The sequence below is a fragment of the Ruegeria sp. C2 genome (genome assembly GCF_056537765.1).
In genome coordinates this window covers 31,524-56,466 of record NZ_JBQFRZ010000002.1, presented here as the reverse complement: position 1 = coordinate 56,466, position 24,943 = coordinate 31,524, and the positions used below count along the sequence as shown (strand labels likewise).

The 24,943-nt window shown below is 57.9% G+C and carries 24 protein-coding genes and 1 riboswitch; of the genes, 9 read left to right on the top strand and 15 right to left on the bottom strand.

Annotation, left to right across the window (positions count from 1 at the left end; all coding sequences use genetic code 11):
* Positions 1 to 19: 19 nt before the first annotated feature.
* Positions 20 to 2,203, bottom strand: a complete 2,184-nt coding sequence (locus ACR0IV_RS09975) for a transglycosylase domain-containing protein (protein ID WP_480660035.1) — start codon at positions 2,201 to 2,203, stop codon at positions 20 to 22.
* Positions 2,204 to 2,461: 258 nt separating this feature from the next.
* Between ACR0IV_RS09975 and ACR0IV_RS09970 the strand changes: the two genes are divergently transcribed.
* Entirely contained in the window at positions 2,462 to 2,800 is a 339-nt protein-coding gene (locus tag ACR0IV_RS09970) for a P-II family nitrogen regulator (protein WP_170675441.1), read from the top strand.
* Between the two features lie 33 nt (positions 2,801 to 2,833).
* Positions 2,834 to 4,156: an ammonium transporter gene (locus ACR0IV_RS09965; RefSeq protein ID WP_480660034.1), complete on the top strand. Its 1,323-nt coding sequence runs from the start codon at positions 2,834 to 2,836 to the stop codon at positions 4,154 to 4,156.
* 69 nt (positions 4,157 to 4,225) lie between these two features.
* On the opposite strand, the gene ACR0IV_RS09960 is transcribed toward ACR0IV_RS09965, so the two are convergent.
* Both ACR0IV_RS09960 and sseA read right to left on the bottom strand, forming a co-directional pair.
* The gene (locus ACR0IV_RS09960; RefSeq protein ID WP_480660033.1) at positions 4,226 to 5,410 is read right to left on the bottom strand and encodes an amino acid aminotransferase; all 1,185 of its coding nucleotides are present in this window, start codon (positions 5,408 to 5,410) and stop codon (positions 4,226 to 4,228) included.
* Positions 5,410 to 6,264: a 3-mercaptopyruvate sulfurtransferase gene (sseA, locus tag ACR0IV_RS09955; RefSeq protein WP_480660032.1), complete on the bottom strand. Its 855-nt coding sequence runs from the start codon at positions 6,262 to 6,264 to the stop codon at positions 5,410 to 5,412. The genes ACR0IV_RS09960 and sseA overlap by 1 nt, the downstream gene beginning before the upstream one ends.
* Before the next feature lie 141 nt (positions 6,265 to 6,405).
* Positions 6,406 to 6,617, top strand: a riboswitch (cobalamin riboswitch).
* Positions 6,618 to 6,672: 55 nt separating this feature from the next.
* On the opposite strand from sseA, the gene ACR0IV_RS09950 reads away from it, so the two are divergent.
* Positions 6,673 to 7,350 (top strand): energy-coupling factor ABC transporter permease, encoded by a 678-nt coding sequence (locus ACR0IV_RS09950; RefSeq protein ID WP_480660031.1) that lies wholly within the window; start codon positions 6,673 to 6,675, stop codon positions 7,348 to 7,350.
* A gap of 17 nt (positions 7,351 to 7,367) precedes the next feature.
* On the opposite strand, the gene ACR0IV_RS09945 is transcribed toward ACR0IV_RS09950, so the two are convergent.
* Together ACR0IV_RS09945 and ACR0IV_RS09940 are read right to left on the bottom strand one after the other, a co-directional pair.
* On the bottom strand, positions 7,368 to 7,637 hold the full coding sequence (locus ACR0IV_RS09945) for a CBU_0592 family membrane protein (RefSeq protein ID WP_480660030.1): 270 nt from the start codon (positions 7,635 to 7,637) through the stop codon (positions 7,368 to 7,370).
* Positions 7,634 to 8,197, bottom strand: a complete 564-nt coding sequence (locus ACR0IV_RS09940; RefSeq protein ID WP_480660029.1) for a helix-turn-helix domain-containing protein — start codon at positions 8,195 to 8,197, stop codon at positions 7,634 to 7,636. Before ACR0IV_RS09940 ends, ACR0IV_RS09945 begins: the two co-directional genes overlap by 4 nt.
* Positions 8,198 to 8,304: 107 nt before the next feature.
* Here ACR0IV_RS09940 and ilvD point away from each other — a divergent pair, with 107 nt between their 5' ends.
* Positions 8,305 to 10,137 (top strand): dihydroxy-acid dehydratase, encoded by a 1,833-nt coding sequence (gene ilvD / locus ACR0IV_RS09935; protein ID WP_480471176.1) that lies wholly within the window; start codon positions 8,305 to 8,307, stop codon positions 10,135 to 10,137.
* Positions 10,138 to 10,312: 175 nt separating this feature from the next.
* On the opposite strand, the gene ACR0IV_RS09930 is transcribed toward ilvD, so the two are convergent.
* The gene (locus ACR0IV_RS09930; protein ID WP_480471177.1) at positions 10,313 to 11,131 is read right to left on the bottom strand and encodes a sulfotransferase family protein; all 819 of its coding nucleotides are present in this window, start codon (positions 11,129 to 11,131) and stop codon (positions 10,313 to 10,315) included.
* Positions 11,132 to 11,271: 140 nt separating this feature from the next.
* On the opposite strand from ACR0IV_RS09930, the gene ACR0IV_RS09925 reads away from it, so the two are divergent.
* On the top strand, positions 11,272 to 12,849 hold the full coding sequence (locus ACR0IV_RS09925; protein ID WP_480660028.1) for a DUF5928 domain-containing protein: 1,578 nt from the start codon (positions 11,272 to 11,274) through the stop codon (positions 12,847 to 12,849).
* Positions 12,850 to 12,885: 36 nt separating this feature from the next.
* Here ACR0IV_RS09925 and amaB read toward each other — a convergent pair whose 3' ends face one another.
* Positions 12,886 to 14,397, bottom strand: coding sequence for an L-piperidine-6-carboxylate dehydrogenase (amaB, locus tag ACR0IV_RS09920; protein WP_480660027.1), 1,512 nt, complete (start codon positions 14,395 to 14,397; stop codon positions 12,886 to 12,888).
* A 3-nt stretch (positions 14,398 to 14,400) separates the two neighbouring features.
* Positions 14,401 to 15,507 carry a saccharopine dehydrogenase family protein gene (locus ACR0IV_RS09915; RefSeq protein WP_480471180.1) on the bottom strand — a complete coding sequence of 369 codons (1,107 nt, stop codon included), beginning with the start codon at positions 15,505 to 15,507 and terminating at the stop codon, positions 14,401 to 14,403.
* A gap of 239 nt (positions 15,508 to 15,746) precedes the next feature.
* On the opposite strand from ACR0IV_RS09915, the gene ACR0IV_RS09910 reads away from it, so the two are divergent.
* Positions 15,747 to 16,721 (top strand): glycosyltransferase family 2 protein, encoded by a 975-nt coding sequence (locus ACR0IV_RS09910; RefSeq protein ID WP_480660026.1) that lies wholly within the window; start codon positions 15,747 to 15,749, stop codon positions 16,719 to 16,721.
* 114 nt (positions 16,722 to 16,835) lie between these two features.
* On the opposite strand, the gene rplT is transcribed toward ACR0IV_RS09910, so the two are convergent.
* The 5 genes from rplT to pyk all read right to left on the bottom strand — a co-directional run bounded on the left by rplT (position 16,836) and on the right by pyk (position 21,292).
* The gene (gene rplT, locus ACR0IV_RS09905; RefSeq protein WP_008756009.1) at positions 16,836 to 17,201 is read right to left on the bottom strand and encodes a 50S ribosomal protein L20; all 366 of its coding nucleotides are present in this window, start codon (positions 17,199 to 17,201) and stop codon (positions 16,836 to 16,838) included.
* A gap of 14 nt (positions 17,202 to 17,215) precedes the next feature.
* The gene (gene rpmI / locus ACR0IV_RS09900) at positions 17,216 to 17,416 is read right to left on the bottom strand and encodes a 50S ribosomal protein L35 (protein WP_010443552.1); all 201 of its coding nucleotides are present in this window, start codon (positions 17,414 to 17,416) and stop codon (positions 17,216 to 17,218) included.
* A gap of 183 nt (positions 17,417 to 17,599) precedes the next feature.
* Positions 17,600 to 19,150 carry an alanine/glycine:cation symporter family protein gene (locus ACR0IV_RS09895; RefSeq protein ID WP_480660025.1) on the bottom strand — a complete coding sequence of 517 codons (1,551 nt, stop codon included), beginning with the start codon at positions 19,148 to 19,150 and terminating at the stop codon, positions 17,600 to 17,602.
* 14 nt (positions 19,151 to 19,164) lie between these two features.
* Positions 19,165 to 19,602: a universal stress protein gene (locus tag ACR0IV_RS09890; RefSeq protein WP_480471183.1), complete on the bottom strand. Its 438-nt coding sequence runs from the start codon at positions 19,600 to 19,602 to the stop codon at positions 19,165 to 19,167.
* 244 nt (positions 19,603 to 19,846) lie between these two features.
* Entirely contained in the window at positions 19,847 to 21,292 is a 1,446-nt protein-coding gene (pyk, locus tag ACR0IV_RS09885; protein WP_480660024.1) for a pyruvate kinase, read from the bottom strand.
* 118 nt (positions 21,293 to 21,410) lie between these two features.
* On the opposite strand from pyk, the gene ACR0IV_RS09880 reads away from it, so the two are divergent.
* The 3 genes from ACR0IV_RS09880 (at position 21,411) to ACR0IV_RS09870 (ending at position 22,902) form a co-directional block, all read left to right on the top strand.
* Positions 21,411 to 22,148, top strand: a complete 738-nt coding sequence (locus tag ACR0IV_RS09880) for an N-formylglutamate amidohydrolase (RefSeq protein ID WP_480660023.1) — start codon at positions 21,411 to 21,413, stop codon at positions 22,146 to 22,148.
* A gap of 87 nt (positions 22,149 to 22,235) precedes the next feature.
* Positions 22,236 to 22,475, top strand: a complete 240-nt coding sequence (locus ACR0IV_RS09875) for a DUF6868 family protein (protein WP_480660022.1) — start codon at positions 22,236 to 22,238, stop codon at positions 22,473 to 22,475.
* 106 nt (positions 22,476 to 22,581) lie between these two features.
* On the top strand, positions 22,582 to 22,902 hold the full coding sequence (locus ACR0IV_RS09870) for a DUF1244 domain-containing protein (protein WP_480660021.1): 321 nt from the start codon (positions 22,582 to 22,584) through the stop codon (positions 22,900 to 22,902).
* A 99-nt stretch (positions 22,903 to 23,001) separates the two neighbouring features.
* Here ACR0IV_RS09870 and ACR0IV_RS09865 read toward each other — a convergent pair whose 3' ends face one another.
* Entirely contained in the window at positions 23,002 to 23,862 is an 861-nt protein-coding gene (locus ACR0IV_RS09865; RefSeq protein WP_480471188.1) for a D-amino-acid transaminase, read from the bottom strand.
* Between the two features lie 47 nt (positions 23,863 to 23,909).
* Positions 23,910 to 24,875 carry an N-acetyl-D-Glu racemase DgcA gene (gene dgcA, locus ACR0IV_RS09860; protein WP_480660020.1) on the bottom strand — a complete coding sequence of 322 codons (966 nt, stop codon included), beginning with the start codon at positions 24,873 to 24,875 and terminating at the stop codon, positions 23,910 to 23,912.
* Positions 24,876 to 24,943: the final 68 nt, after the last annotated feature.

Sequence of the window (24,943 nt, the reverse complement as noted above, 5' to 3'; positions counted from 1 at the left end):
GCCTTTTTTCTTTGCTTTGTTAGTTTCCGAAAATGTTGTTCAGCAGGTTGTTGATCGCATTTTCAAAACCATTGTTCTTGCGGCGCTGCTGTCTGGGTTGTGCCGTACGCACGGGCGGATCGGGCGCCAGCATCGGCAATGGTGTGGGCGTCATGCCTTCGGTGACGCGGACCATGGTCTCTTTCCAGATCTCTGCAGGCAACCCACCGCCTGTGACACCCGCCAAGGGCGTGTTGTCATCATATCCCATCCAAACACCCGCCACATAGTCGGCGGTGAAACCGATAAACCACGCATCCCTGGCGGCCTGCGTTGTGCCGGTCTTGCCCGCCACCTGCCAGCCGGGCAGTTTCGCACGCCCCCCGGTGCCTTCCGAAACGACGCGCTCCATCATCCAGGTCAGCTGTTTCGCAGCCTTGTCATTGATCACGCGCTCACCGATCCCGGTAGTCGTCACCATCACGGGTTCGGTTTCGCCCAACAACTTCAACTCGGTCAGGCCATACGGTTCGACCGACGAACCGCCATTCAGGATACCCGCATAAGCGCCCGTCATCTCGATCAACGTGCTTTCTGATGCGCCCAGCGCCAGCGCCGGACCCTGCGCCAGATCGCTCGTGATGCCAAAACCGCTGGCCACGGTTCGGACATTTTCCAGCCCCGATATCTCAGCCACTTTAACGGCGGGGATGTTCAGCGAGTTTTTCAGGGCATCCGCCAGCGTCACCCGGCCATAGAACTTGTTGGTGTAGTTCTTGGGGCACCACTGACCCGACCCGGGGATGTCGACGCAATAGGGCTCGTCCATCACCGTATCCAGAGGCGAATAGCCCAGTTCCAGCGCGGTGGCGTAAACGAAGGGTTTAAACGACGACCCGGTCTGTCGCAGCGCTTGTGTGGCCCGGTTGAACGCCCCTGATACTCGGGTCTTGCGCCCGCCCACCATGGCGCGGACCGCGCCATCCGCCGACATCACAACAATGGCGGCCTGTGCCTTTGACCCTTCGCGCACCTTTTCCTGAAAGATGAATTGCAACGCCTCTTCCGCCGATTGCTGAATGCGTTGATCCAGCGTGGTACGGATCACAACATCCTCGGTGGTGTTGCGGGTAAAGAATTCTGGTCCGCTCGCCATGACCCAATCCGCAAAATATCCACCGGCACGCGCTGCCGCCGCCTCGGACAGCTCTGCCGGACGGCTGCGGGCCTCGCTGGCCTGCGCCTGGCTCAGATAGCCCTGATCTTCCATCAGACCGACCACCAACCGCGCCCGATCCTGTGAACGCTGCAGGTTATTCGTTGGCGCATAGCGCGTGGGTGCCACCAACAGACCGGCCAGCATGGCAGCCTCTGCCGGGCTGACCTCGGCTGCGGAGATACCGAAATAGCGCTGACTGGCCGCTTCGAACCCGCGTGCGCCCGCCCCAAGGAATGCGCGATTCAGATAGATGGTCAGGATTTCGTCTTTGGAGTATTTCACCTCCATCGCGATGGCATAAACGGCCTCTTTCGCCTTGCGCCACAGCGACCCCTGCCGACAATCCGACTCATAGGCCGCCTCGGACTCCCAATCAGCTGGATTGTATGGAACGCCCAGACACAGCAGCTTCGCCGTCTGCTGCGTGATGGTCGAGCCGCCATGGCCCGACAACGGCCCGCGCCCTTCGCTGAGGTTGATCCGCACCGCGCTGGCAACGCCGCGCGGACTGACGCCGAAATGGCGATAGAACCGCTTGTCCTCGGTCGCGATCACCGCGTTCTTGAGATGAGGCGAGACGGTATCCGCCGTGATCACCCCGCCGAACTGATCCCCGCGCCAGGCAAACACCTTGCCGTCGCGGTCCAGCAACGTCACCGAACCCTTTGCGCGCCCGTCCAGCAGGGCATCGACGTCGGGCAAAGAAGAGTAGACGACGCCGACCGCCAGCGCCAGCAGCAGGCCCGCGACGGCACCCACCCGCCATGTGATTCCCCAGAACAGGCGCCAAATCCAACGGAACAGACGGCGGAAGATACCGCCCCCCTTGCCGCCCGAACTGCGTCGCGGTTTCCGGCGCGCTGTCTTGCGGGTGGCGGTTTTGCGCGCAGCCGCTTTCTTGCCCGCCGGTTTGGCAGACCGCTTGGTTGCCGCAGGCTTGCGACCCTTCGAGTGGTATCTTTTGTCCGCGACCAATGTCGGCTTGCGGCGCTTGGACTCAGTCATGCTCAAACTCTGCCCGTTTATGCTTTTGCGTCACCATACCTTGGCAAAGCAGCCATGTAGAGGTGTGAATTTCCGGTATTTCCCCTCGCTAAACTGCCTATTATTTCATCTCGTCACGTAGTTTGTGCAAAAATTGTGCAACTTTTCATTCTTTTTCCCGGCGTCACCCCTCCGGAATCGTTTCCTAACGCGCGATGTCACGCTCTTTTTCTGCAGGTGCAAAATACCGGTCTGTCCGGGACGATAGAGGGGAAAGACGTGAAACTGATCATTGCGACAATCAAGCCGTTCAAGCTCGAGGAGGTGCGCGAGGCACTGACCAACGCGGGCGTGCGCGGCATGATGGTGACCGAGATCAAGGGCTTTGGCTCACAATCCGGCCACACGGAGATTTATCGGGGCGCGGAATATGCCGTGAACTTCGTGCCCAAAATCAAACTCGAGATCGTAGTGCCCGCCACCATGGCCGACCAGATCGTCGAGACCATCACCACAACAGCCAAAACCGGCAAGATCGGTGACGGCAAGATATTCGTCCTCGATGTCGAGCAGGCCTTGCGCGTGCGGACCGGGGAAACCAACGAGGACGCGCTTTAAGCGCCCCGCTTCCAAAACATTCGAGGACTGACAATGAACCTGATGAAATTCATCATTCCTGCCGCCGCACTTGTTGTGCTGCCGCAGATGGGGCTGGCGCAAGAGGCTGCCGAAGGCGAGGCTGCGCTGCATACCCAATATATCTTCACTACGCTGCTATTCCTGATGGCGGGCTTTCTGGTCTTCTTCATGGCAGCAGGCTTTGCCATGCTGGAAGGCGGTCTGGTGCGGTCGAAAAACGTCGCAATGCAGATGATCAAGAACGTTGCGCTGTTTTCCTTTGCCGCGATCATGTACTGGCTGATCGGCTTTAACCTGATGTATCCCGGCGACGGCTGGACCATCGCTGGCTGGCTGGGGCCGTTCTTCTCGACCACGCAGCTTGACGCCGTCGGCGTTGCGCCCGCTGATGCAGCGCTCGACTACGCATCGATTGGCTCGGATTTCTTCTTCCAGCTGGTGTTTGTGGCTGCAACCGCCTCGATCGTCTCGGGTGCGGTGGCAGAGCGGATCAAGCTGTGGCCCTTCCTGATCTTCGTCATCGTTCTGACTGGTGTTCTGTACCCGATCTCGGGGTCCTGGCAGTGGGGTGGCGGCTGGCTGTCCGAAGCCGGTTTCTCGGACTTTGCCGGTTCAACCGTTGTACACTCGGTTGGTGGCTGGGCCGCTCTGGCAGGTGCCATCATCCTTGGCCCGCGTATCGGCAAGTATAAAGATGGCAAGGTACATCCGATGCCCGGTTCAAACCTGGCGCTAGCTACTTTGGGTACATTCATCCTGTGGCTGGGCTGGTTCGGCTTCAACGGAGGCTCACAGCTGGCAATGGGTACTGTTGGGGACGTGTCCGACGTGTCGCGCATCTTTGCCAACACCAACATGGCCGCGGCCTCTGGCGCCGTCGCCGCTTTGATCATGACACAGGTCATGTACAAAAAGCCCGACCTCACCATGGTTCTGAACGGCGCGCTGGCCGGTCTGGTCTCGATCACGGCGGAACCGCTGGCCCCGACCCTGTTCGGTTCGCTCTGGATCGGTGCTGTCGGCGGTATCATCGTGGTCTTCGCGGTTCCGATGCTGGACAAGTTCAAGATCGACGACGTCGTGGGTGCCATCCCGGTTCACCTGTTCGCCGGTATCTGGGGCACCATCGCCGTGATCTTCTACGGTGAGGCGAGCCTGATCACTCAGCTGACCGGCATTGTCGCCTACGGCGTGTTCACCTTTGTCGGCGCGCTGATCCTGTGGGTGATTCTGAAATCCACTCTTGGCATCCGCGTCAGCGAAGAGGACGAGATCAACGGCCTCGACATGGCGGAACTGGGTATGGAAGCCTATCCGGAGTTCTCCAAAGGCTAATAGCCAACCACGTACAAACAAAAAAACCCGGGCGTTCGCGCCCGGGTTTTCCTTATTCAATAACGCCGTTCAGACGCCGACATCGACAATCGCCTGCGCCAGAATCGGCACCGTATTGGCGTTCAGACCGGCGATGTTCAGGCGGCTGTCGCCGACCATGTAGATCCCATGATCGTTGCGCAGTTGCTCGACCAGTTCAGGTGCCGCACCAAGGCGCGAGAACATGCCGCGGTGCTGAGCGACAAAACCGAAACGATCCGACCCGCTGAGACGTTGCAATTCGTCAGCCAGTTGCTGACGCAGGCCCAACATGGACAGGCGGACTTCTTCCAGCTCGGCGGCCCAGTCGGCGCGCAGCGCGTCATCATTCAGGATCGTCGTTACCACCCGTGCGCCATGATCTGGCGGAAACGAGTAGTTCTGACGGTTCAGGAAAGCTAGTGTCGATTGGTTCAGAGCCGTTTGCGCCACATCGTCGCTGATCGCCATCAATAGGCCGGTCCGTTCGCGGTAGACGCCGAAGTTCTTCGAGCAGGACGCCGCGATCAGGCAGCGCTTGACCGACGAGGCAACCAGACGGGTCGCCTGAGCATCCTCCTCAAGGCCGTCGCCGAAGCCCTGATAGGCGATATCGATCATCGCCACGAGGCCACGCTCGTTGATCAGGTTCACAACCTCCTGCCACTGCACCATGTTCAGGTTGGCTCCGGTCGGGTTGTGACAGCAGCCGTGCAACAGAACCACGTCGCCCGCATTGGCGGTTTTCAGGTCCTCGATCATGCCGTCGAAATCGACGCCGCGGGTTTCACCGTCGAAATAACGATACTGGACCGTCTCGATCCCCAGATAGTTCAGGATCGACAGATGGTTCGGCCAGGTCGGGTTCGACACAAAAACACGGGCCGACGGATTGGCCATGCGGATCATCTCAAACGCCTGACGACAAGCACCGGTGCCGCCCGGTGTCGCCACGGCGGCGATGTTGGCGCGCGGGACCGATGTACCCAGAATCAGACCAATCATGGCATCGGCATAGGCTGGGTCACCGGCCAAACCGGTATAGGCCTTGGTCTCCTGCTCTTCCAGAATGCGCTTTTCAGCCGCTTTTACGGCGCGCATGACCGGGGTGATGCCCTCAGCGTTTTTATAAACGCCAACCCCCAGGTCAATTTTCTGATCGCGCGGGTCATCGCGATACATCTGCATCAGCGCCAGAATCTTATCGGCTGGCTGTGGCTTGAGGTTCTCGAACATCAGTTCTCTCCGGTTGCGACGGGCAGGGTTGGGAAGGCACCCCATTCAGCCCAGGAGCCGTCATAAAGCGAATGATCTTTTTTACCCATGCGTTCAAGCGCGAGGCTGAGGATCGCAGCCGTGACGCCCGAGCCGCAGGATGTGATTGCGGGCTTCGACAGATCTACACCTGCGGCCTCGAATATGGCGCGGCACTCTTCCGGCGACTTCATGGTGCCATTTGCGTTCAGCAGCGTGCCAAAGGGCACATTGCGAGAGCCTGGAATATGACCCGAGCGCAAACCTTCGCGTGGTTCTGGCGCGGTTCCGGCAAAGCGGTCGGTCGAGCGCGCATCGATGATCTCATGATCGTTCAGCTTGGCCGCAGCTGAAACCTGCGTCACGTCACGTACCAGATGGTTTTGTACGCGAACGGTCATGTGGCGATCGCGAACGACGGGCGGCAGGTCCTCAATCTCGCGACCTTCGGCCTGCCATTTCGGCAGTCCCCCATCCAGAACGGCAATATTGTCCTGACCCATCAAACGGAACAGCCACCAGACGCGTGCGGCAGACATCAGCCCGGCCCCGTCATAGACCACGACCTGATGGCCGTCGCCCACCCCCATCGCCCGCAGGCGGGACATGAATTTCTCGACCGGAGGTGCCATATGCGGCAGGTCCGAACGGTGATCGGCAATGTCATCAATGTCAAAGAACCGTGCACCGGGGATATGGCCTGCATCATACTCGGCCTTCGCATCGCGGTTCTGCGCGGGCAGATACCAGGACCCGTCCAGAATCCGCAGATCCGGGTCCTTGAGATGCGCGGCCAGCCAGTCTGTGGATACGAGAGTTTTCGGATCGTCCTGCATCAAAGCCTCCCCTGAGCGAGCTTGGATTTTCCCTATATGGGCACGGCCAAACGTTCAAGTCACGCCGCAGTTCAGAACCCGCGCGGGGACAGTTTTTTTCCAACCACATGCTTGGCGTGCTTGACAGACAGCATTCTGTGGCAGAAATCTGTGCGACATGGTTCCCAAAGGGGTTTCCCCAGAGGGATGAAAAGGGAATCCGGTGCGACAAATCCTGTCAATTCCGGAACTGCCCCCGCAACTGTAAGCGGAGTATCGCCCCATCAGGGCCACTGACCGAAATGATCGGTTGGGAAGGCCGGGATCGATCCTAATCCGCGAGTCAGGAGACCTGCCATGCACAAACCGGGCATCCGCCCAATTTCAACACGTTTCTACCGTCGGGTGTGACGGTAAGGAGAACAAACTATGCATATCGAACCGGGCGTCGTAAACGGCGCCAAACTTGTCCTGAGCTATGCCACCGCGGCCGGGGCAGGGCTTTATAGTCTGAAGCTGGCGTGGGAGAGCGTCAAAAACAGTGGTGTTGCAAGCCTTGCAGTGCGGTCTGCCCTGACAACCGGCCTTGTTTTCACATTCTTTGAAGTTCTGCCTCATTTCCCGGTGGGAGTGTCAGAGGTGCACTTTATTCTGGGCTCGACACTGTTTCTTTTGTTCGGTGCCGCCCCGGCTGCGATTGGCCTGATCCTGGGCCTCTTTGTTCAAGGGTTTTTCTTGGCACCCTTCGATCTACCCCAGTTCGGAATGAACATGACGACGTTGCTGGTGCCTCTGTTTGCCTTGCAGGCACTGGCAAACCGCATCATTGCGCCGAATACAGCCTATGTTGACCTCAAGTATTCTCAGGCACTTGCGCTGTCGACCGCCTATCAGGGTGGTGTCGTGCTCTGGGTGGCCTTCTGGGCGTTCTACGGTCAGGGTTTCGGTGCCGAAAACATCGCCGCCGTGGCCAGCTTTGGCGGCGCTTACATGATGGTTATCCTGATTGAGCCCCTGGCCGATCTTGCCGTTCTTGCGGTTGCGAAATCCATGAAGGGTCAGAACAAGCTCGGCCTGTTCACGCCGCGCCTTCTCAGCGCAGCCTAAGCATCCTGCGCCGCGCACTACTTTGCGCGGCGCAACCTGAAATACTGAATGATCCCGATCATGCTGATCAGAATCCAGAACCCCTCGATCAGCATCGACGCCAGATTGAAATTCTCGAGCAGCGAATAGACGATCAGAACCGATCCCAAGAGGTTCACCACCGGAAACGCGAGATCGTCAGAATTCATCATCCGCATCTGTGTCGCAAAATAGGCCGCGACCACGATCAAAGCCCCAAACGAGCCAATAGCGTCGACGATGGTGAGGCTGTCGAGAACTGCAATCATAAATGGGCCTTGCCGTTTTCAGAATACTCGTTGTGCTGGGCGTAGTGGTGCATGTTCAGGAATGCGGCACCCTCTGCACCCGCGCGGTATCCATGGGGGACATCAGCGGCAAAGCGCAAGCCCTGCCCGGCCTGCAATGACACCCATTCCCGATCGCGCAGGATCTCGAGCGTACCTGAAAGCACAAACACCTCCTCGGTCACACCAGCGGCATGGGCGGGGGATTCGTGGCTTTGGTTCGGATGCAAGCTGACGTGAAATGTCTCGGCCCCTAGGGCGGGGTCGAAGGGAAAGACGATCTTGACCTCTATGGTCCCGGGGAAGGTCACGGTCTGGAAAACCGACGGGTCACCCAGCGCCGTATCGATCAGCGCGCTGAGTGGTAGCTGGAAGCCTTTGGCGATTTTCCACAAGGTCGCGATGGTGGGGCTGGATTCGCCGCGCTCTATCTGGCCCAGCATGGCTTTGCTGACCCCGGTCATTTCAGCCACCTTCGACAGGCTCAGCCCGGACGCCGTCCGCACGTCCCGTAATTTCAGCGTTATGTCGTCCGGTGCCATATCATCAACTTCCGAATCCTCTTGTACGTTATAGCGCACATGTGATACGTGCGCTATAACGCACGAACCCCAAGACATGCAACCCGAGGCAAAAGGGAAACAGCATCATGCCATTGTACCGATCCAGAACCTCTACCCATGGCCGCAACATGGCCGGTGCCCGCGGTTTGTGGCGCGCCACCGGTATGGGCGACGATGATTTCGGCAAACCGATCATCGCCATCGTAAACTCGTTCACCCAGTTTGTGCCCGGTCACGTCCACCTGAAGGACCTTGGCCAGATGGTCGCGCGCGAGGTCGAGGCAGCGGGTGGCGTTGCGAAAGAGTTCAACACCATCGCGGTAGATGACGGCATCGCCATGGGTCATGACGGGATGCTGTATTCGCTGCCCTCACGTGAGGTGATCGCGGATTCGGTGGAATACATGGTCAACGCACATTGTGCGGACGCGATGGTCTGCATTTCGAACTGCGACAAGATCACCCCGGGTATGCTGATGGCCGCGATGCGTCTGAACATCCCGGCGATCTTTGTCTCGGGTGGCCCGATGGAGGCTGGTAAGATCGATATCGCCGATCTGGATGCCAAAAAGATCGACCTTGTGGATGCGATGGTCGCCGCTGCTGACGACCGCTTCACCGACGAACAGGTTCAGCACATCGAAGAGAATGCCTGCCCGACCTGTGGGTCATGCTCGGGCATGTTCACCGCCAACTCGATGAACTGTCTGGCCGAGGCGCTGGGTCTGGCGCTGCCGGGCAATGGCTCGACCCTTGCCACACACGCGGACCGCAAAGAGCTGTTCCTTGAGGCCGGTCGCCGGATCGTCGAGATCACCAAGCGGCACTATGATCTGGACGAAAAAGGCTTCCTGCCACGCGAGATCGCTACGTTCGAGGCCTTTGAGAACGCCATGAGCCTCGACATCGCTATGGGCGGTTCGACCAACACGGTACTGCACTTGCTGGCCATTGCGCATGAGGGCGAGGTGCATTTCACCATGTCCGATATGGACCACCTCAGCCGCGAAGTGCCTTGTTTGTGTAAGGTCGCACCCAATACCGAGAATGTGCATATGGAAGACGTGCACCGCGCCGGTGGTATCTTCTCGATCCTTGGCGAGCTGAGCCGTGCGGGATTGCTGCACGAGGATTGCGCAACCGTTCATTCGGCTACGATGGGCGAAGCGATTGCCAATTGGGACATCAAGATCGCCAACAATCCCAAAGCGCAGGAACTGTTCAAGGCTGCACCAGGCGGAGTGCGCACCACTCAGGCCTTCAGCCAGTCGAACCGGTACAAGGAGCTGGATACCGACCGCCAAGGCGGCGTGATCCGCTCGAAAGAATATGCCTTTAGCCAGGATGGCGGTCTTGCGGTACTGTTCGGAAACATTGCCCGCGACGGCTGCATTGTGAAAACTGCAGGTGTTGACGAGAACATCCTGAAATTCACCGGCTCAGCCTATGTCTGCGAAAGCCAGGACCAGGCGGTGAACGACATCCTGACCGGAAAGGTCAAAGAAGGCGACGTGGTCGTGATCCGCTACGAAGGCCCGCGCGGCGGGCCGGGCATGCAAGAGATGCTCTACCCGACCTCATACCTGAAATCCAAAGGTCTGGGCAAAGCCTGCGCTTTGCTGACCGATGGCCGCTTCTCGGGCGGCACCTCGGGTCTATCAATCGGCCATGTCTCGCCCGAGGCGGCAGAGGGTGGTGAAATCGGGCTGGTGCAAACCGGCGACACCATCGAAATCGACATCCCGAACCGCAGCATCCATCTTGCGGTGTCCGATGAAGATCTGGCCGCCCGGCGCGAAGAACAGGATGAAAAAGGCTGGCATCCCGCAGCACCGCGCAAACGCAAGGTGTCTACGGCGCTGAAGGCCTATGCCAAGCTAACCACCAGCGCGGCGAAAGGTGCTGTTCGCCAGGTCTAGGGTCTACGAAGATGGGCGCGCTCCCGCGCCCGCTACGTGCTATCGGCAAAGCCGATACCCCTTGCGGACTTGGGCCCGGCGCCGCGCAAAGCGCGGCGCCGGGCCCAACCAGAGGAGATGTCTCATCAGAGACATTAACGATGGGCGGGAGGTCTTGCTCTTTAGTCTAAGTGACTCAGTCACCCAGCTTGGCGTGAATCTCGTCCAGATCGATCTCACCTACCGGCATCTTATTGGCCGGGTTTTCGAAATCGTATTTAAACAGTTCGAAATCTTGTTTGTAGATTTCATAGACCAGGTGCATGGACAGATCGTCAAAATAATCCTCGACCGGATGCGCGCGTTTGGGTCCGTGACCTTCGGATTCATTAAAGCGCGGAATTTCGGACAGGGTCACAGGGTGTGCGGTCTTGAGGTTGTCCAGAACACCCTGCATCCCATCGTTGAACTTCTCGGTCCAGAAAATCCGGTCATAGCGCCCGCCATTTGCAATCAGGGTCGAGACATGGCCAGACATGGCGGACCAGTGAATATCCGGGTCCATCGGGCGACGCCAACGGATGGTATCCCGCGCGAAAAGAAGAAATCGACGGAAACTGGCGATCTGATCGAACTCACCCTTACCGTCTTCGCCGCCCACTTCGATCCCGTAATTGTAAATCAGCGTTGGCACCAGATTACCGCGATAGCGTTTACCGTTGCGCTGAATGCCGCAGATCTTGTCGAAGAACGAGCTCAGGATGCGGGTATATGGGTTTCGCACACAGGTAAACGTATAGGATTCATGTGATCGCACGTTGCGCGAGATCGGGTCCTGGCTGGCCCCAAAAGCCCATTTGTGCATCCCGTCCTTGGCGTCATGGATATCACCACCAAAAAACCGACCGTGATCCGAATAATACATGATCTGGCCAATGGTCGAGCAGGCGCATTTCGGCACCACGCGGTACACCATGCTCTGGCTTTCGGTCATCCATGTTCCGGGAAAACCCATCTGCTGCGCCTCCTTGGCCGGATATCGGAGTGATACTTCGGCGGTATTGGCCCAAAGAACCAAAAATATTCTGTTTATTCAATCGCTCATCCTCAGTATCACGGTCGCGAACGGTAGAAACGGGGAATAGCGAAACGCAAATGGCAAAGATTGCCTATATCTTGCTATGTCACAAAGACCCTGACGCGATCATTGATCAGGCCGGGCAGCTGACGGCGGCGGGGGATTGCATGGCGATCCATTTCGACGCCCGCGCCAGTGAGGCAGCCTATACGCGCATCCGCGACGCATTGAGGGACAACCCGAACGTTACCTTCGCCCGCAAACGGATAAAGTGCGGCTGGGGGGAGTGGTCGCTTGTCCAGGCCACGCTGAATGCGCTGCAAGCCGCAGTGGAGGCCTTCCCACGTGCCACCCATTTCTACATGCTTTCGGGCGATTGCATGGCGATCAAGACAGCGGAGTACGCGCATCGCTTTCTCGACGAGTGTGATATGGATTTCATCGAAAGCCATGACTTCTTTGAAAGCAACTGGATCAAGACCGGCATGAAAGAGGACCGGCTGATCTATCGTCATTATTTCAACGAACGCACGCAATCGCGCCTGTTCTACGCGTCATATGAAACCCAAAAGCGGTTTGGCCTGACGCGCGAAATCCCCGCTGACCTGCAGATCATGATCGGCAGCCAATGGTGGTGTCTGCGCCGCCGCACGGTTGAGATGATCCTTGATTTCCTGCGCCAGCGCCGCGATGTGATCCGGTTCTTCTCGACCACCTGGATCCCGGACGAAACCTTTTTTCAAACCCTTGTCCGCCACCTGATCCCAAGGCAAGAGATCGACAATCGGACGCTGACGTTCCTGATGTTTTCGGACTACGGGATGCCCGTGACTTTCTATAACGATCACTATGACATGCTGCTGGGCCAGGATTATCTGTTCGCGCGCAAGATCAGCGCTGAAGCGCATGAGTTGAAACAGCGGCTGGGTCAGCTCTATGCCAGTGAAGGGGTCGCATTCGATATCTCGGATGAAGGGCGCAACCTCTATCATTTCCTCACGGGGCGTGGGCGGGTTGGGCGGCGTTTTGGCCAACGCTTCTGGGAAGCGGGAAATACGCTAGGTCCAAACCGTCAGGTGCTTCTGATCGTTTGTAAGAAATGGCACGTAGCCAAGCGCCTGGTTGATCAGATCGCGTCTGAGACCAACACGCCCTGTATTGAATACATCTTTGATGAGCAAGAGACAGCACTGCCCGACCTTGGGGGTATCGAAACTACTTTGAAGAAACGCGCGCGTCATCGGCGTGCGGTGATGCGGATGTTGTTCGATCATTTTGGAGACAACAGGCTGGTGCTCTGCCTCGATCCGGCCAATCTGGATGCAATTCAGGATTTCTGCTCTGATCAGGCGGACACGCGCATACTGGAAATCGACTGCAACTATTCCGACGCATATCTGAAGGGTCACGCCCATCGTGTCGGGCTGGCCGGGCAGAATAGCTCGGACGACACCTTGGGGCGATTGCTACCAACGCTGCGCAATGCTCTGGCCTTCGAATCCGAACAGATCCGGGGCACGCAAAATGACGGGCTGTTTTATCTGCGAGAGTCTGCAAATCGAGCCGAAAACGAGGCGGTCATTGCCAAGTTTCTTGACCTTGAACCGGGTCAGGCAAATGCGGTGATGCAGTTGGATTATCTGTTTGCAGATTAGGTCCGGCGGCGCACCAAACACCGCCGGAGACCTGGCTCAGATATCGAACTTGACTCCTTGCGCCAGCGGCAGTTCAGCCGAGTAGTTCACCGTGTTGGTCTGACGCCGCATATAGGACTTCCACGCGTCCGAGCCGCTCTCGCGCCCGCCGCCAGTTTCCTTTTCACCGCCAAACGCCCCACCGATCTCGGCCCCCGACGGGCCGATATTGACGTTGGCAATGCCGCAATCCGAACCAGCAGCCGTCAGGAATTGTTCCGCCTCGCGCATATTCAGCGTGAACACGCAGGAGGACAGGCCCTGCGGCACGTCGTTCTGGAGATCGATCGCCTCGGCAAAGTCGTCATAGCCCATGACATAGAGGATCGGTGCAAAGGTTTCGGTCTTCACTGTTGCGGTCTGGCCCGGCATCTCCACGATGGCCGGTTGCATATAGACGCCACCCGGCACGCCTTCGGTCACGCGATTGCCGCCGAACACGCTTCCGCCTTCAGCCCTGGCAGCCTCAAGGGCGGCACTCATGGCATTGCCCGAGGCTTCGTCCACCAGCGGGCCAATCAACGTGCCCTCGGTCAACGGGTTGCCAATCGGCAGATCGGCATAGGCATTCTTCAGACGCGCAACCAGTTCCTCGCGGATTGAGTTGTGCACGATAAGGCGACGCAATGTAGTGCAGCGTTGACCTGCTGTCCCAACGGCCGAGAATACAATCGCACGCACAGCCATTTCCAGATCGGCCGAGGGGCCCACGATCATCGCATTGTTACCGCCCAGCTCAAGGATGCATTTACCAAAGCGTTGCGCCACAATCGGCGCAACCGCGCGACCCATACGGGTCGAACCGGTGGCTGAGATGACCGGAACGTCCTCGCTGGCAACCAGTGCCTCACCCAAATCAGCGCCGCCGATCAGGGTCTGCAGCAGACCCTCGGGTGCATCGCCAAAGCGAGCCAAAGCGCGCTCAAAGATCTTCTGGCAGGCCATAGCAGTCAATGGCGTTTTCTCGGACGGCTTCCAGATCACTGGGTCACCACAGACCAGAGCCAACGCGGCGTTCCACGACCATACGGCAACCGGGAAGTTGAAGGCAGAAATCACACCTACCGGTCCCGCCGGATGCCATGTTTCCATCATCCGGTGGCCCGGGCGCTCAGATGCAATCGTCAAACCGTAAAGCTGCCGTGACAGACCAACTGCGAAGTCGCAGATGTCAATCATCTCCTGCACTTCGCCCAGACCTTCCGAAGTGATCTTGCCAGCCTCCCAACTGACAAGCGCGCCGAGGTCGTCTTTGGCGGCGCGCAGCTCTTCCCCAAGCAAGCGGATCAGCTCGCCCCGGCGCGGTGCAGGTACCACGCGCCATGCCTTGAACGCTGCTTTCGAACGATCAAAGATGGCCCCCATCTCGGACACCGGTGTTTCATGTACTTCAGCCAGCAGGCTGCCGTCGATCGGAGAGGTTACGCGCAATGCGCCCCCTGTCAGCTCTGCCGCGGTCAAGTCCAGTTTCGCAAGAGTAGCTTCAGCATTCATCACAACATCTTTCATATCTCAGGCCGCCTTGTTCTGTTCGGTGACGTCACCGGCGCGATAGAGCCGGCCAAATTCGGTGCTTAGGAAATCGGCAAGCTTCACCTGCTCTTGCCGGACAAAGCCTTTCGAGGGCAGCACACCCACCCGCATCAGATCGACGACACCCAGCACACCCGCCGCTGTAGTGATCTGGATCGCGCTCCAGACCTGCCCATCGATTGTGCGGGCGAAGGATTTGTTGATCAGGGATTTCTCGCGCAGCGTACCATCAACCATCCCTTTGGCGGTGCAATAGACCAGTACGACATCCTGATCGGTACGCGGTAGGGCCGTTTCGAAAATCTCTTTCAGCAGATCGCGACGACGCCCAAGCCCCAGATCGTTCAGCAAGAGACGCAGAATATCGCGATGCCCCGGATACCGGATCGAGCGATAAGACACTGCGCGCGCCTTACCTTCTAACGTCTCCGGTAATGTGCCCAGGCCACCCGAGGTGTTGAAACATTCATACTCCACACCGTCATGGCCAATCAGTTCATAATCTTCGAGCGGCGCAGTTTTCGTCCGCTCTCCATTCACGATAGCATCGCAGGGGTTGCAGTATTCGTTGATCAACCCGTCCGTTGACCAGGTGAGATTGTATTTAAGAGCATTCGTCGGATAGAGCGGCAATGCACCGACCCGCATGTGCAGGCTGTCGATCTCATCAAACTCAGATGCCAGGGCCGCGCCCGCAATTCCGACAAATCCGGGGGCCAAACCACATTGCGGCATGAATGCAGTTTCGCTGTTACGCGCCAGATCACGCACCGCATTTGTGGCGGCCACGTCCTCGGTCAGGTCGAAGTAATGCGCACCAACTGCCTTGGCCGCACCTGCAATCGCGGGGGTCAGGAAAAACGGAGCCGCTGAAATAACGGCATCAAACCCTGCAAGTGCCCGTTCGAGCGCCACGCTATCCGTTGCATCGATCTGTCGGGTGGGAATGCCGCGCTTCTTGAATGCGGACAAAGCGGACAGATCATGATCTGCGACCGTTACCGAATAATGCGCCGACGATTTCAGCAGGGTGGCGATCATCTGACCGATCTTTCCTGCCCCGACGATACAAACATTCCAGTTCAAAACGCGCCTCCATCTTTTCGTTTGCTTCAAGTATGAGGCACGGTTTGTTCGGGCTGCAGGATGTATCTTGACGAAAAGGTCGTTGATTTCGTCAATTAATCGCCACTTCCGACAATATGTCGTATGTACGAATTGCGCGCGTTTTCTGAACGTGGAAACTACGGTGCAAGCCTTTCGTGCAGCACCGACATCAGGATAGAACAGGCCAACTGCCCTTTTACGGACGCCACATACCCACCATGAGCCGAACACTTCTGGTTACGACCGTAAAGAACGAAGGTCCAAACATACTCGAGTGGGTGGCCTATCATCGTTTGATCGGCTTTACGGATATCCATGTGTATCAGAACGATTCCACTGACGAGACGCAGAAGACCCTGCGTACGTTAAATCGGCTGGGCGTAATCCAGTACTTCAGAAATGCAGCACCGAACCGGCAATGGCAGAACCGTGCTTATAGACGTTCTGCTCTATCGCCTGAATACCAGGAGTGCCAATGGTGTATGGCCCTGGATGGTGACGAATTTCTCAATATCCAGGCAGGCGACGGCACGCTTTCAGCGCTTTTTGATGCGGTCGGGGATGCGTTCGACGAAATGGCAATCAACTGGCGACTTTTTGGTGACTGCGCCGAAACCGAATTGTCGCCAGACCTTGTAATAAGTCGCTTCTTCATGGCCGAGAACGAAGATCTGATCAATGAGCGGTGGCGTGGTGTCAAGACTCTGTTTCGCACCAGCGCTTTCGAGCGACCCGGCATTCATCGTGCCAAGACCCCTCTCATTGAAGCCCCGCGTCGGATCAACGGATCAGGCTTGCAGCAAGGGCAATTCCGCGAATTGGGCTGGCGCGCACTCGACCCTCAGAAACGCGCGGTAGCGCAAGTCAATCATTATGCGGTTCGTGATCTTTCAAGCTTTCTGCTGAAATCCGCCCGCGGCAGCGCCTCGCATCCCGATCGAAAGGTCCAGATGCAATACTGGAAAAGAATGTCGTTTAATGATCAGGAAGATCGCTCGATACAGCGCTGGGTTGGCCCGGTACAGGATGAGATGCAACGATTGAACCAACTGTCCAATGGCAGGCTGTTCCTCTTGCGAGAGAAATCTCTGAGACTGTGGCGCAGGCAGTTGAAAGAAGTCCTGAAGGCTCCGGGAATCCAGCAGTTACGGCAAGAGCTCCTCGCGCTTGGAACGCGGCAGGCCCAAACATAGAGTGAATTCGATGGCTGCCCCCGTTTCAGGCATAGGACAAAGAGGAGGCTGAAACAAAAAAAGGGCCGTTCCTTTTGGAACGACCCCTTTGTTCACTGTCTCTGTATCAGAGGATCAGGCGGCCAGAGCTGCCTGAGCTTTGGCCACGATCGCGCCGAACGCTTCCGGTTCGTGCACGGCCAGGTCGGCCAGAACTTTGCGGTCCACTTCGATACCGGCCAGGTTCAGGCCGTTGATGAAGCGGGAATATGTCAGAGCCTCGTCATGCGAACGGACAGCAGCGTTGATGCGCTGTATCCACAGCGCGCGGAAGTTGCGCTTGCGGTTCTTACGGTCGCGGGTTGCATACTGGTTGGCCTTGTCGACGGCCTGACGGGCAACCTTGAAGGTGCTCTTGCGGCGGCCATAGTAACCTTTGGCGGCCTTGATGACCTTCTTGTGACGGGCGTGAGTTACGGTTCCACCTTTAACGCGGGACATCTTCTAATCTCCTCTTAGCGGTCGTAGGGCATGTAGCCCTTGACGATCTTGGCGTCGGGGGCGGACAGGGTGGTGTTGCCACGGGCGTCGCGGATGAATTTCTTGGTCCGCTTGATCATGCCGTGACGTTTGCCGGCCTGGCCAGCAAGGACCTTACCGGTCGCAGTCACCTTAAAGCGCTTCTTGGCGCTCGACTTTGTCTTCATCTTAGGCATTTCCGTCTCCTATTCTCGGGTTCGGTTTCAAACGCGACTCGGCATGCCATCTCGGCCGGTCACGCAACAGATGCGCCGTTTACGCAAGTTCGATCATACTGGCAAGGGGATTCGGACCAGAATCTACGCTTTTTGCGCTCTGGTCCGGCACCGGGGCGACATGGGCCGCCCCGGTGGTTTTGTTTAGTGCTCGAATTTACGGATTTCTCCGCTCTGGAGCCGGGAGGTGTAGGAGGCCAGCTCCTGACGCACCACTTTCATCAGGAAGTAGAGCGCAAAGACATTCACAACCGCCATGGCAAAGATCGCTGCATCCGAGAAGTCGATGACCGGGCCAAGATTGGCAGCCGCGCCGATGACGACGAAGACACAGAAAATGATCTTGAAGATCAGCTCTTTGGTGTGGCCTTCTCCGAACAGATAGGTCCAGGCCTTGAGGCCGTAATAGGACCAGCTGATCATGGTCGAGAAGGCAAACAAGACCACGGCGATTGCCAGGATGAAGGGGAACCAGCTGAAGGCGCTGCCAAAGGCTGCCGATGTCAGGCTGACGCCGGTGTTGCCATCAACAGTTGCAATCGCATTACCCGCTTCGTTCAGCATGTAGTTGCCAGTCGCCGGATCAATGATCAGCTGTTGCGTGATGATGATTACCAGCGCGGTCATGGTACAGATCACGACCGTATCGATGAACGGCTCAAGCAGTGACACAAAGCCCTCGGTGATCGGTTCCTTGGTCCGAACCGCCGAGTGTGCAATCGCCGCGGAACCAACGCCCGCTTCGTTCGAGAACGCCGCACGACGGAAGCCCTGGATCAGCGCACCGACCATGCCGCCAGCTACACCGAGGCCGGTGAAGGCGCCTTCGAAGATCTGGCCAAAGGCCCAACCGATCTGGTCTGCATGCATTATAATGATGACCAACGCCGCCGCCACATACATGACACCCATGAACGGCACGACTTTTTCAGTCACCCGTGCGATGGATTTCAGGCCACCAACGATCACGGCAAAGACGATACCTGCAAAGACCAGACCGGTGATCCAGCCCGGATAATCTCCGACAATACCCGCAATCTGCTGATGCGCCTGATTGGCCTGGAACATATTGCCCCCGCCCAGCGCGCCAAGGATACAGAAGATCGAGAACAGAATGGCCAGAATCTTACCGCCCGGCAGGCCCAGTTCGTCGAACCCTTTGGACATGTAATACATCGGACCACCGGAAACGGTGCCGTCCTCGTATTCATTGCGATATTTCACGCCCAACGTACATTCGGTGAATTTCGACGCCATGCCCAGCAGACCCGCGACGATCATCCAGAAAGTCGCACCCGGACCACCAATCCCGACGGCAACCGCCACACCGGCGATATTCCCGAGACCGACCGTACCAGACAGAGCCGTGGCAAGCGCCTGAAAGTGACTAACCTCACCCGCATCATTGGGGTCAGAATAATCGCCTTTCACGAGGCTGATCGCATGCCCGAAAAAGCGCAACTGAACAAAGGCAAAATACAGCGTGAACACGGTTGCCGCGATCACCAGCCAACCCACAATCCACGGGAACCCGGTGCCCGGGAATGGAGCAAAGATAAAGCTGACGAACGGCCCGGTGAAATCGGCAAAGGCCTGATTGATCTTGTCGTCCAACCCAACCGCTTCCTGAGCGGCGGCAGGACCTGCGGCCAGAGCGGTAAGCGCGGCCAGACCCAGTTTGTTCTGAATATTCATCATCATCTCTCCCCTCAGTTCACGACCGTGACGGGAACGTCGGCGTGCATGACAAGGTTCTGGGTCGAACTACCAAACAGGCGTTTCTTGAATCCATCCGCCGAGGCCCGGCCTACAACGATCTGAGTGCCGCCGTTTTCAACCGTGATTGCGTTCAACGTTTCCGCCACATCTCCGTGACGGACGATGCCGCGCGCCTCGAACCCTGCAGCCTTCAGCGCTTCGACCGCTGGCTCAATGATCCGCGACGTGGCCAACGCCACCTCTTCTTCACGCCGCTTGTGGCGCAACGCGTTTTCTTCCGGTGTCTGGAATGTGAAAGGAGACCATTCGATGACATAAACCGCCAGAAGCTCGCATGATCCGATGAGCCCTGCCAGATCTTTGGCAAAGGTGATCGCGCGTTCTCCGGTTTCTGTCCCGTCCAGTCCTATGACAATTTTCGTTGTCATGCCGTTCCTCCGTTATTGTTAATTTGGCCGGGACCCTCGCTCCCGGCAGGGCAGCCGGAACCTGGAACTTGTTTGAGTAGACTGCCCTAGGGGCGAGTATCCCTAAAAAACACGGAAAAACAGAGAGATAATTGCCGAGCACAACCCGAAATCAAATATACTATTGATAAATAAGTATATTTTTTGCCTAATAATTAGACATACACGGAAGTGTCGAACTGAAAGTTAGCCTGCGGACCCAAGCTCAACCCGGGTCCGTATTGTAGATCAGCCGCTCATCGCAAGGCGCAATGCGCAGAATATTGGTGGTGCCGGGCACGTTGAACGGGACACCGGCAGTGACCACGATCTGATCAACTTCTGATGCAAATCCCGCGGCGCGCGCGGCACGAGCAGCGCTGACCACGGCACCTTTGAAGCGCTCCAGTTCGGGCGTCATGACACAGTGGCACCCCCAGCTGAGGCACAGGCGACGCGCCGTTCCAGTGGCCGGGGTCATCGCGATGATCGGCACGCCGGGACGTTCACGCGCAGTCAGCAAGGCGGTCGTGCCGCTTTGGGTGAAACAGCAAATCGCCTTGATATCGGTCTTCTCGGCAATCTCACGTGCGGCGGCAACGATCCCGTCCGCGACCGTCGTGCCCTTCGCCGTGCGCGAGGCGGCGATAATCTGGGTGTAGGTCGGATCGGCCTCAACCTCGATCGCCACCTTGTTCATGGTCTGAACGGCCTCGATCGGATAGGCACCGGCTGCCGATTCCGCGCTGAGCATAATTGCGTCCGTGCCCTCGTAGATCGCGGTGGCGACATCCGAGACCTCGGCCCGCGTGGGCATTGGGCTTTCGATCATGCTCTCCAGCATCTGCGTGGCCACGATCACCGGCTTGGCCGCACTGCGACATCTGCGGACCAGACGCTTCTGAATTGGCGGCACGGCAGAGACCGGAAGCTCGACCCCCAGGTCACCGCGTGCAACCATGATCCCGTCAGAGGCGTCAAGAATGTCGTCAAACGCCTCGACCGCAGCTGGTTTTTCAATCTTCGACAGGATCGACGCACGGCCATCGGCCAGCGCACGCGCCTCAAAAACGTCCTTGGCGCGTTGCACAAAACTAAGCGCCAGCCAGTCCACACCCAGCTGGCATACAAATTCCAGGTCGTCCCGATCCTTGGCCGAAAGCGCCGCCAAGGGCAGCACCACGTCCGGGACGTTCACACCCTTACGGTTCGAGATCGTGCCACCGACCTCAACGGTACAATTCGCAAAATTCTGTCCACACTCCCGAACGATCAGGCGAATCTTGCCGTCGTTGACCAGCAGCCGCGCGCCAACCTCCAGCGCGGCAAAGATTTCGGGGTGCGGCAGACAGACACGACCGGCATCGCCAGGTGCCGGATCCAGGTCCAGCCGAAAGGTCGCACCCTCTTCCAACTCTTCGGCATCATTGGCGAACACACCAACGCGCAGTTTGGGCCCCTGCAGGTCGGCCAGAATTGCGATTGGGCTGTCCAGGTCCTTTTCCACCTGCCGAATGATGCGGTGGCGTTCGCGAATCTCATCGTGGCTGCCGTGGCTCATGTTCAGTCGGAACACATCCGCCCCGGCCTCGTGCAGGGCGCGGATCATGTCATAGTCATTGGACGCTGGCCCCAGCGTCGCCACGATCTTCACGTTTCTCAGGCGTCGCATCGATCAAGTTCTCCTCAAACGTCCAAATGTTACCGCAAACAGTTCTCAGGCTGCTTATTGCGCAATTCCCTTTCCGAAGCAACTGTCCTACACCTGCGGCAAACAAGATGACAGGTTCATGACATACTCTCCGTTTTTCGTTCACGGCGCGGATCGCCCGTCGCGCTGGCTGATTACCTGCGATCACGCAACCAACATGGTGCCGCCGGATATCAATGGTGGTGACCTCGGCCTGCCGCGTGAAGATATGGAACGCCACATCGCCTATGATGTAGGGGCCTACGAGGTTTCGAAGCATCTGGGAGAGATCCTGAACGCCCCAGTCATCGCAGCCAACTTCTCGCGCCTTGTGATTGACCCCAACCGTGGCGAAGACGACCCAACCCTGCTGATGAAGCTGTATGACGGCTCGATTATCCCGGGAAACCGTCACGCCAATGCGACTGAGCGCGAACTGCGTTTGAACATGTGTTACCGGCCCTATCACACCGCACTGGCTGAACTGGCAGCTCTGCCGCATGCGGTGATCGTGTCGATGCATTCTTTCACCCGCCAATTGCGCGGCCGAGAACCGCGCCCCTGGCATATCGGCGTTCTTCACACCCCGGATGAACGTTTCTCACGCCCGTTGATCAACCGGCTTGAGACCGAGGGCGATCTGTGCGTCGGCATCAACGAGCCCTATACCGGCACGCTGCCGGGTGACGCGATCGACAAGCACTGCACCACTTTTGGCCGCCCCAACGCACTGATCGAGTTGCGCAACGACTTGATTGCAGATCACGACGGACAGCGGCACTGGGCTGAACGGCTTGCGGTTGTTCTGCAGGATGCACTATCGGAAAGCGGGCTGTGACATAGGGACGCCTCGGGTCGCTTTCACGACTAACGACATTGTGAGCTCTGGCACCGATACACATATATTGGACGAAAGGAGGCGATCATGACGCAGGAATTCCTGACCACCGTCTTCGGCTGGATGACAGTCCTTAACATCGGCGTGTTGCTGTTCAGCACACTAATGGTTGTGGCCTTGCAGGATTGGATTGCCGGTATACACGGCAGAATGTTCCAAATGGAAAAGCACGACGTGAAGCGCGCCTATTTCCGGTATCTTGCCAATTTCAAGATCCTGACGATCATATTCAGCCTGATGCCGTGGATCGCACTTAAACTGGCGTAATATCCAAAACTATTGTCCCGGCGGGCTCATACACCTTTCGTTTCATTGTAACACGGCCGCCGGATTGCTAGGTCAGGCTTAGCAAACAAACCTTCGGAGCCAGAACATGGACAAGCAAACCGAAATCGAACTTCAGGCGGCTGCCTTTCGTCGGCTGCAGAAACATCTGATGGAAGATCGCACCGATGTGCAGAACATCGATCTGATGAATCTGGCCGGATTCTGCCGAAACTGCCTGTCGCGCTGGTATCAGGAAGCGGCCAATGAAAAGGGCATCGAGATCGGCAAGGATGAGGCGCGCGAGATCTTCTACGGCATGACCATGGATGAGTGGAAGGCCAATTATCAGACCGAAGCCAGCGCCGAGAAACAGGCCGCTTTCAAGGTCGCCTTTGAAGAGAATGTGGGAAACAGGGCTAAGCCCTAACGATCAGCGGCGTAAAGCCCGCCCCGCGCCTTCGCGCCCTACCGCCGAACGAAAAAGGCCTGCCGCAATCCTTGCGGCAGGCCTTTTTCCAGAACCGTTTCAAACAGCGGCTTTCAGGCTCTCTTCCAGATAAATCTCGCGCAACCGCTTTGCGATGGGACCCGGCGTGCCTTCGCCGAGCGTCTCGCCATCAATTTCGACGACTGGCATCACAAATGTCGAAGCCGAAGTGACAAAGGCCTCTTCCGCCTGTTTCGCCTCATCAATGGTGAACAGACGCTCTTCGACCACCATCTGCGCCTCGGCCGCCATGCGCAAAACCGCTTTACGGGTGATGCCATGCAGAATGTCATTCGACAGCGGGCGCGTAACGATCTTGCCGTCTTTGACGAAATAGGCGTTGTTCGAGGTGCCTTCGGTCACATAGCCGTCTTCGATCATCCAGGCATCGTCAGCCCCAGCCTTCTTTGCCATCATCTTGCCCAGTGACGGATAGAGCAGCTGGGTTGTTTTGATATCGCGGCGACCCCAGCGGATATCGTCAATCGAAATGACACGGATCCCTTTCTGCGCCGCCGGGCTGTTGGCCAGGCCTGGCTTGTTCTGCGTAAACAGAACCAGCGTCGGTTTGGTATCATCCGAGGGGAAGACGAAATCCCGGTCACCGTCGCTGCCGCGTGTGACCTGAAGATAGATCAGGCCTTCGTCAATCTCATTGAGTTCAACCAGCTTACGATGGATGTCCAGCAACGCGTCTTTGCTGCAAGGCGCTGCCATATCCAGTTCGTCGAGCGAACGCTTCAAGCGCACCGCGTGGCCGTCGAAATCGATCAGCTTACCGCCCAGAACGCTGGTCACTTCGTAAACAGCATCAGCCATCAAGAAACCCCGGTCAAAAATCGAGACCGTGGCCTCGGTCTCGGGCAGGTATTCGCCATTCACGTAAACGGTGCGGGTCATGTCATTTCCTCTTCGTCTCCGGGCTTCGCCCGTTTCCCGGGTGTCCGTCACCCCCAGAGCGCCGCCTTTGGCGGATGCACCCCGGCATCATCGAATGTCAGCGGGTTAGCTCGGTCTTCGGCCAACAGAAGCGGCCCGTCAAGGTCTGTTACCATCGCACCCTGCGCCAGCAAGGTTGCAGGCGCCATCGCCAGAGAGCTGCCGACCATGCACCCGACCATCACGCGATACCCCTCGGCCAGCGCGGCCTTGCGCAATTCAAGCGCTTCGGTCAGGCCTCCGGTTTTGTCCAGCTTGATGTTCACTACGTCGTACTTGCCCATCAGCGCAGGCAGGCTGGCGCGATCGTGGCAGGATTCATCCGCACAAACGGGCACCGGGCGCTCCATTCCGATCAGGGCCTCATCTTCGCCAGCTGGCAAAGGTTGCTCAACCAACGCCACGCCCAATCGCACCAGATGCGGCGCAAGATCGGCATAAACTGCAGCCGACCAACCTTCGTTGGCGTCCACAATGATCCGTGCCTTTGGCGCACCCGCACGCACCGCTTCAAGCCGCGGCATGTCATCAGGTGTTCCGAGCTTGATTTTCAACAAAGGACGATGCGCATTCTGCGCGGCCTGCGCCTGCATAGCTTCGGGCGTGTCCAGCGACAGAGTATAGGCCGTTTTCTCGGGCCCCGGCGCCGGCAACCTGGCCAGATCCCATACCCGTTTGCTCGCGCGCTTGGCCTCAAGATCCCACAGCGCACAATCCACCGCATTGCGTGCGGCCCCTGCGGGCAGAAGCTCCATCAGCGCCTGCCGCGAAAACTCATCGGGCAGACCGGCAATCTCGGCTTCGACAGAATCCAAAGTCTCATCATAACGAGCATAGGGCACGCATTCACCCCACCCCTGATAACTCCCGTCCGTAATCCGAACGGTCAACACCTGCGCCTCGGTTCGTGAGCCACGCGAAATGGTGAACACCTGCGCCAGCCGAAACACATCGCGAGAGACTTCAACCTGCACGAGCCAGCTCCTTCATCTTTTCCCAAATACGCGACGGTGGCGGACATTGCCCGCCACCCGCGTGTCCT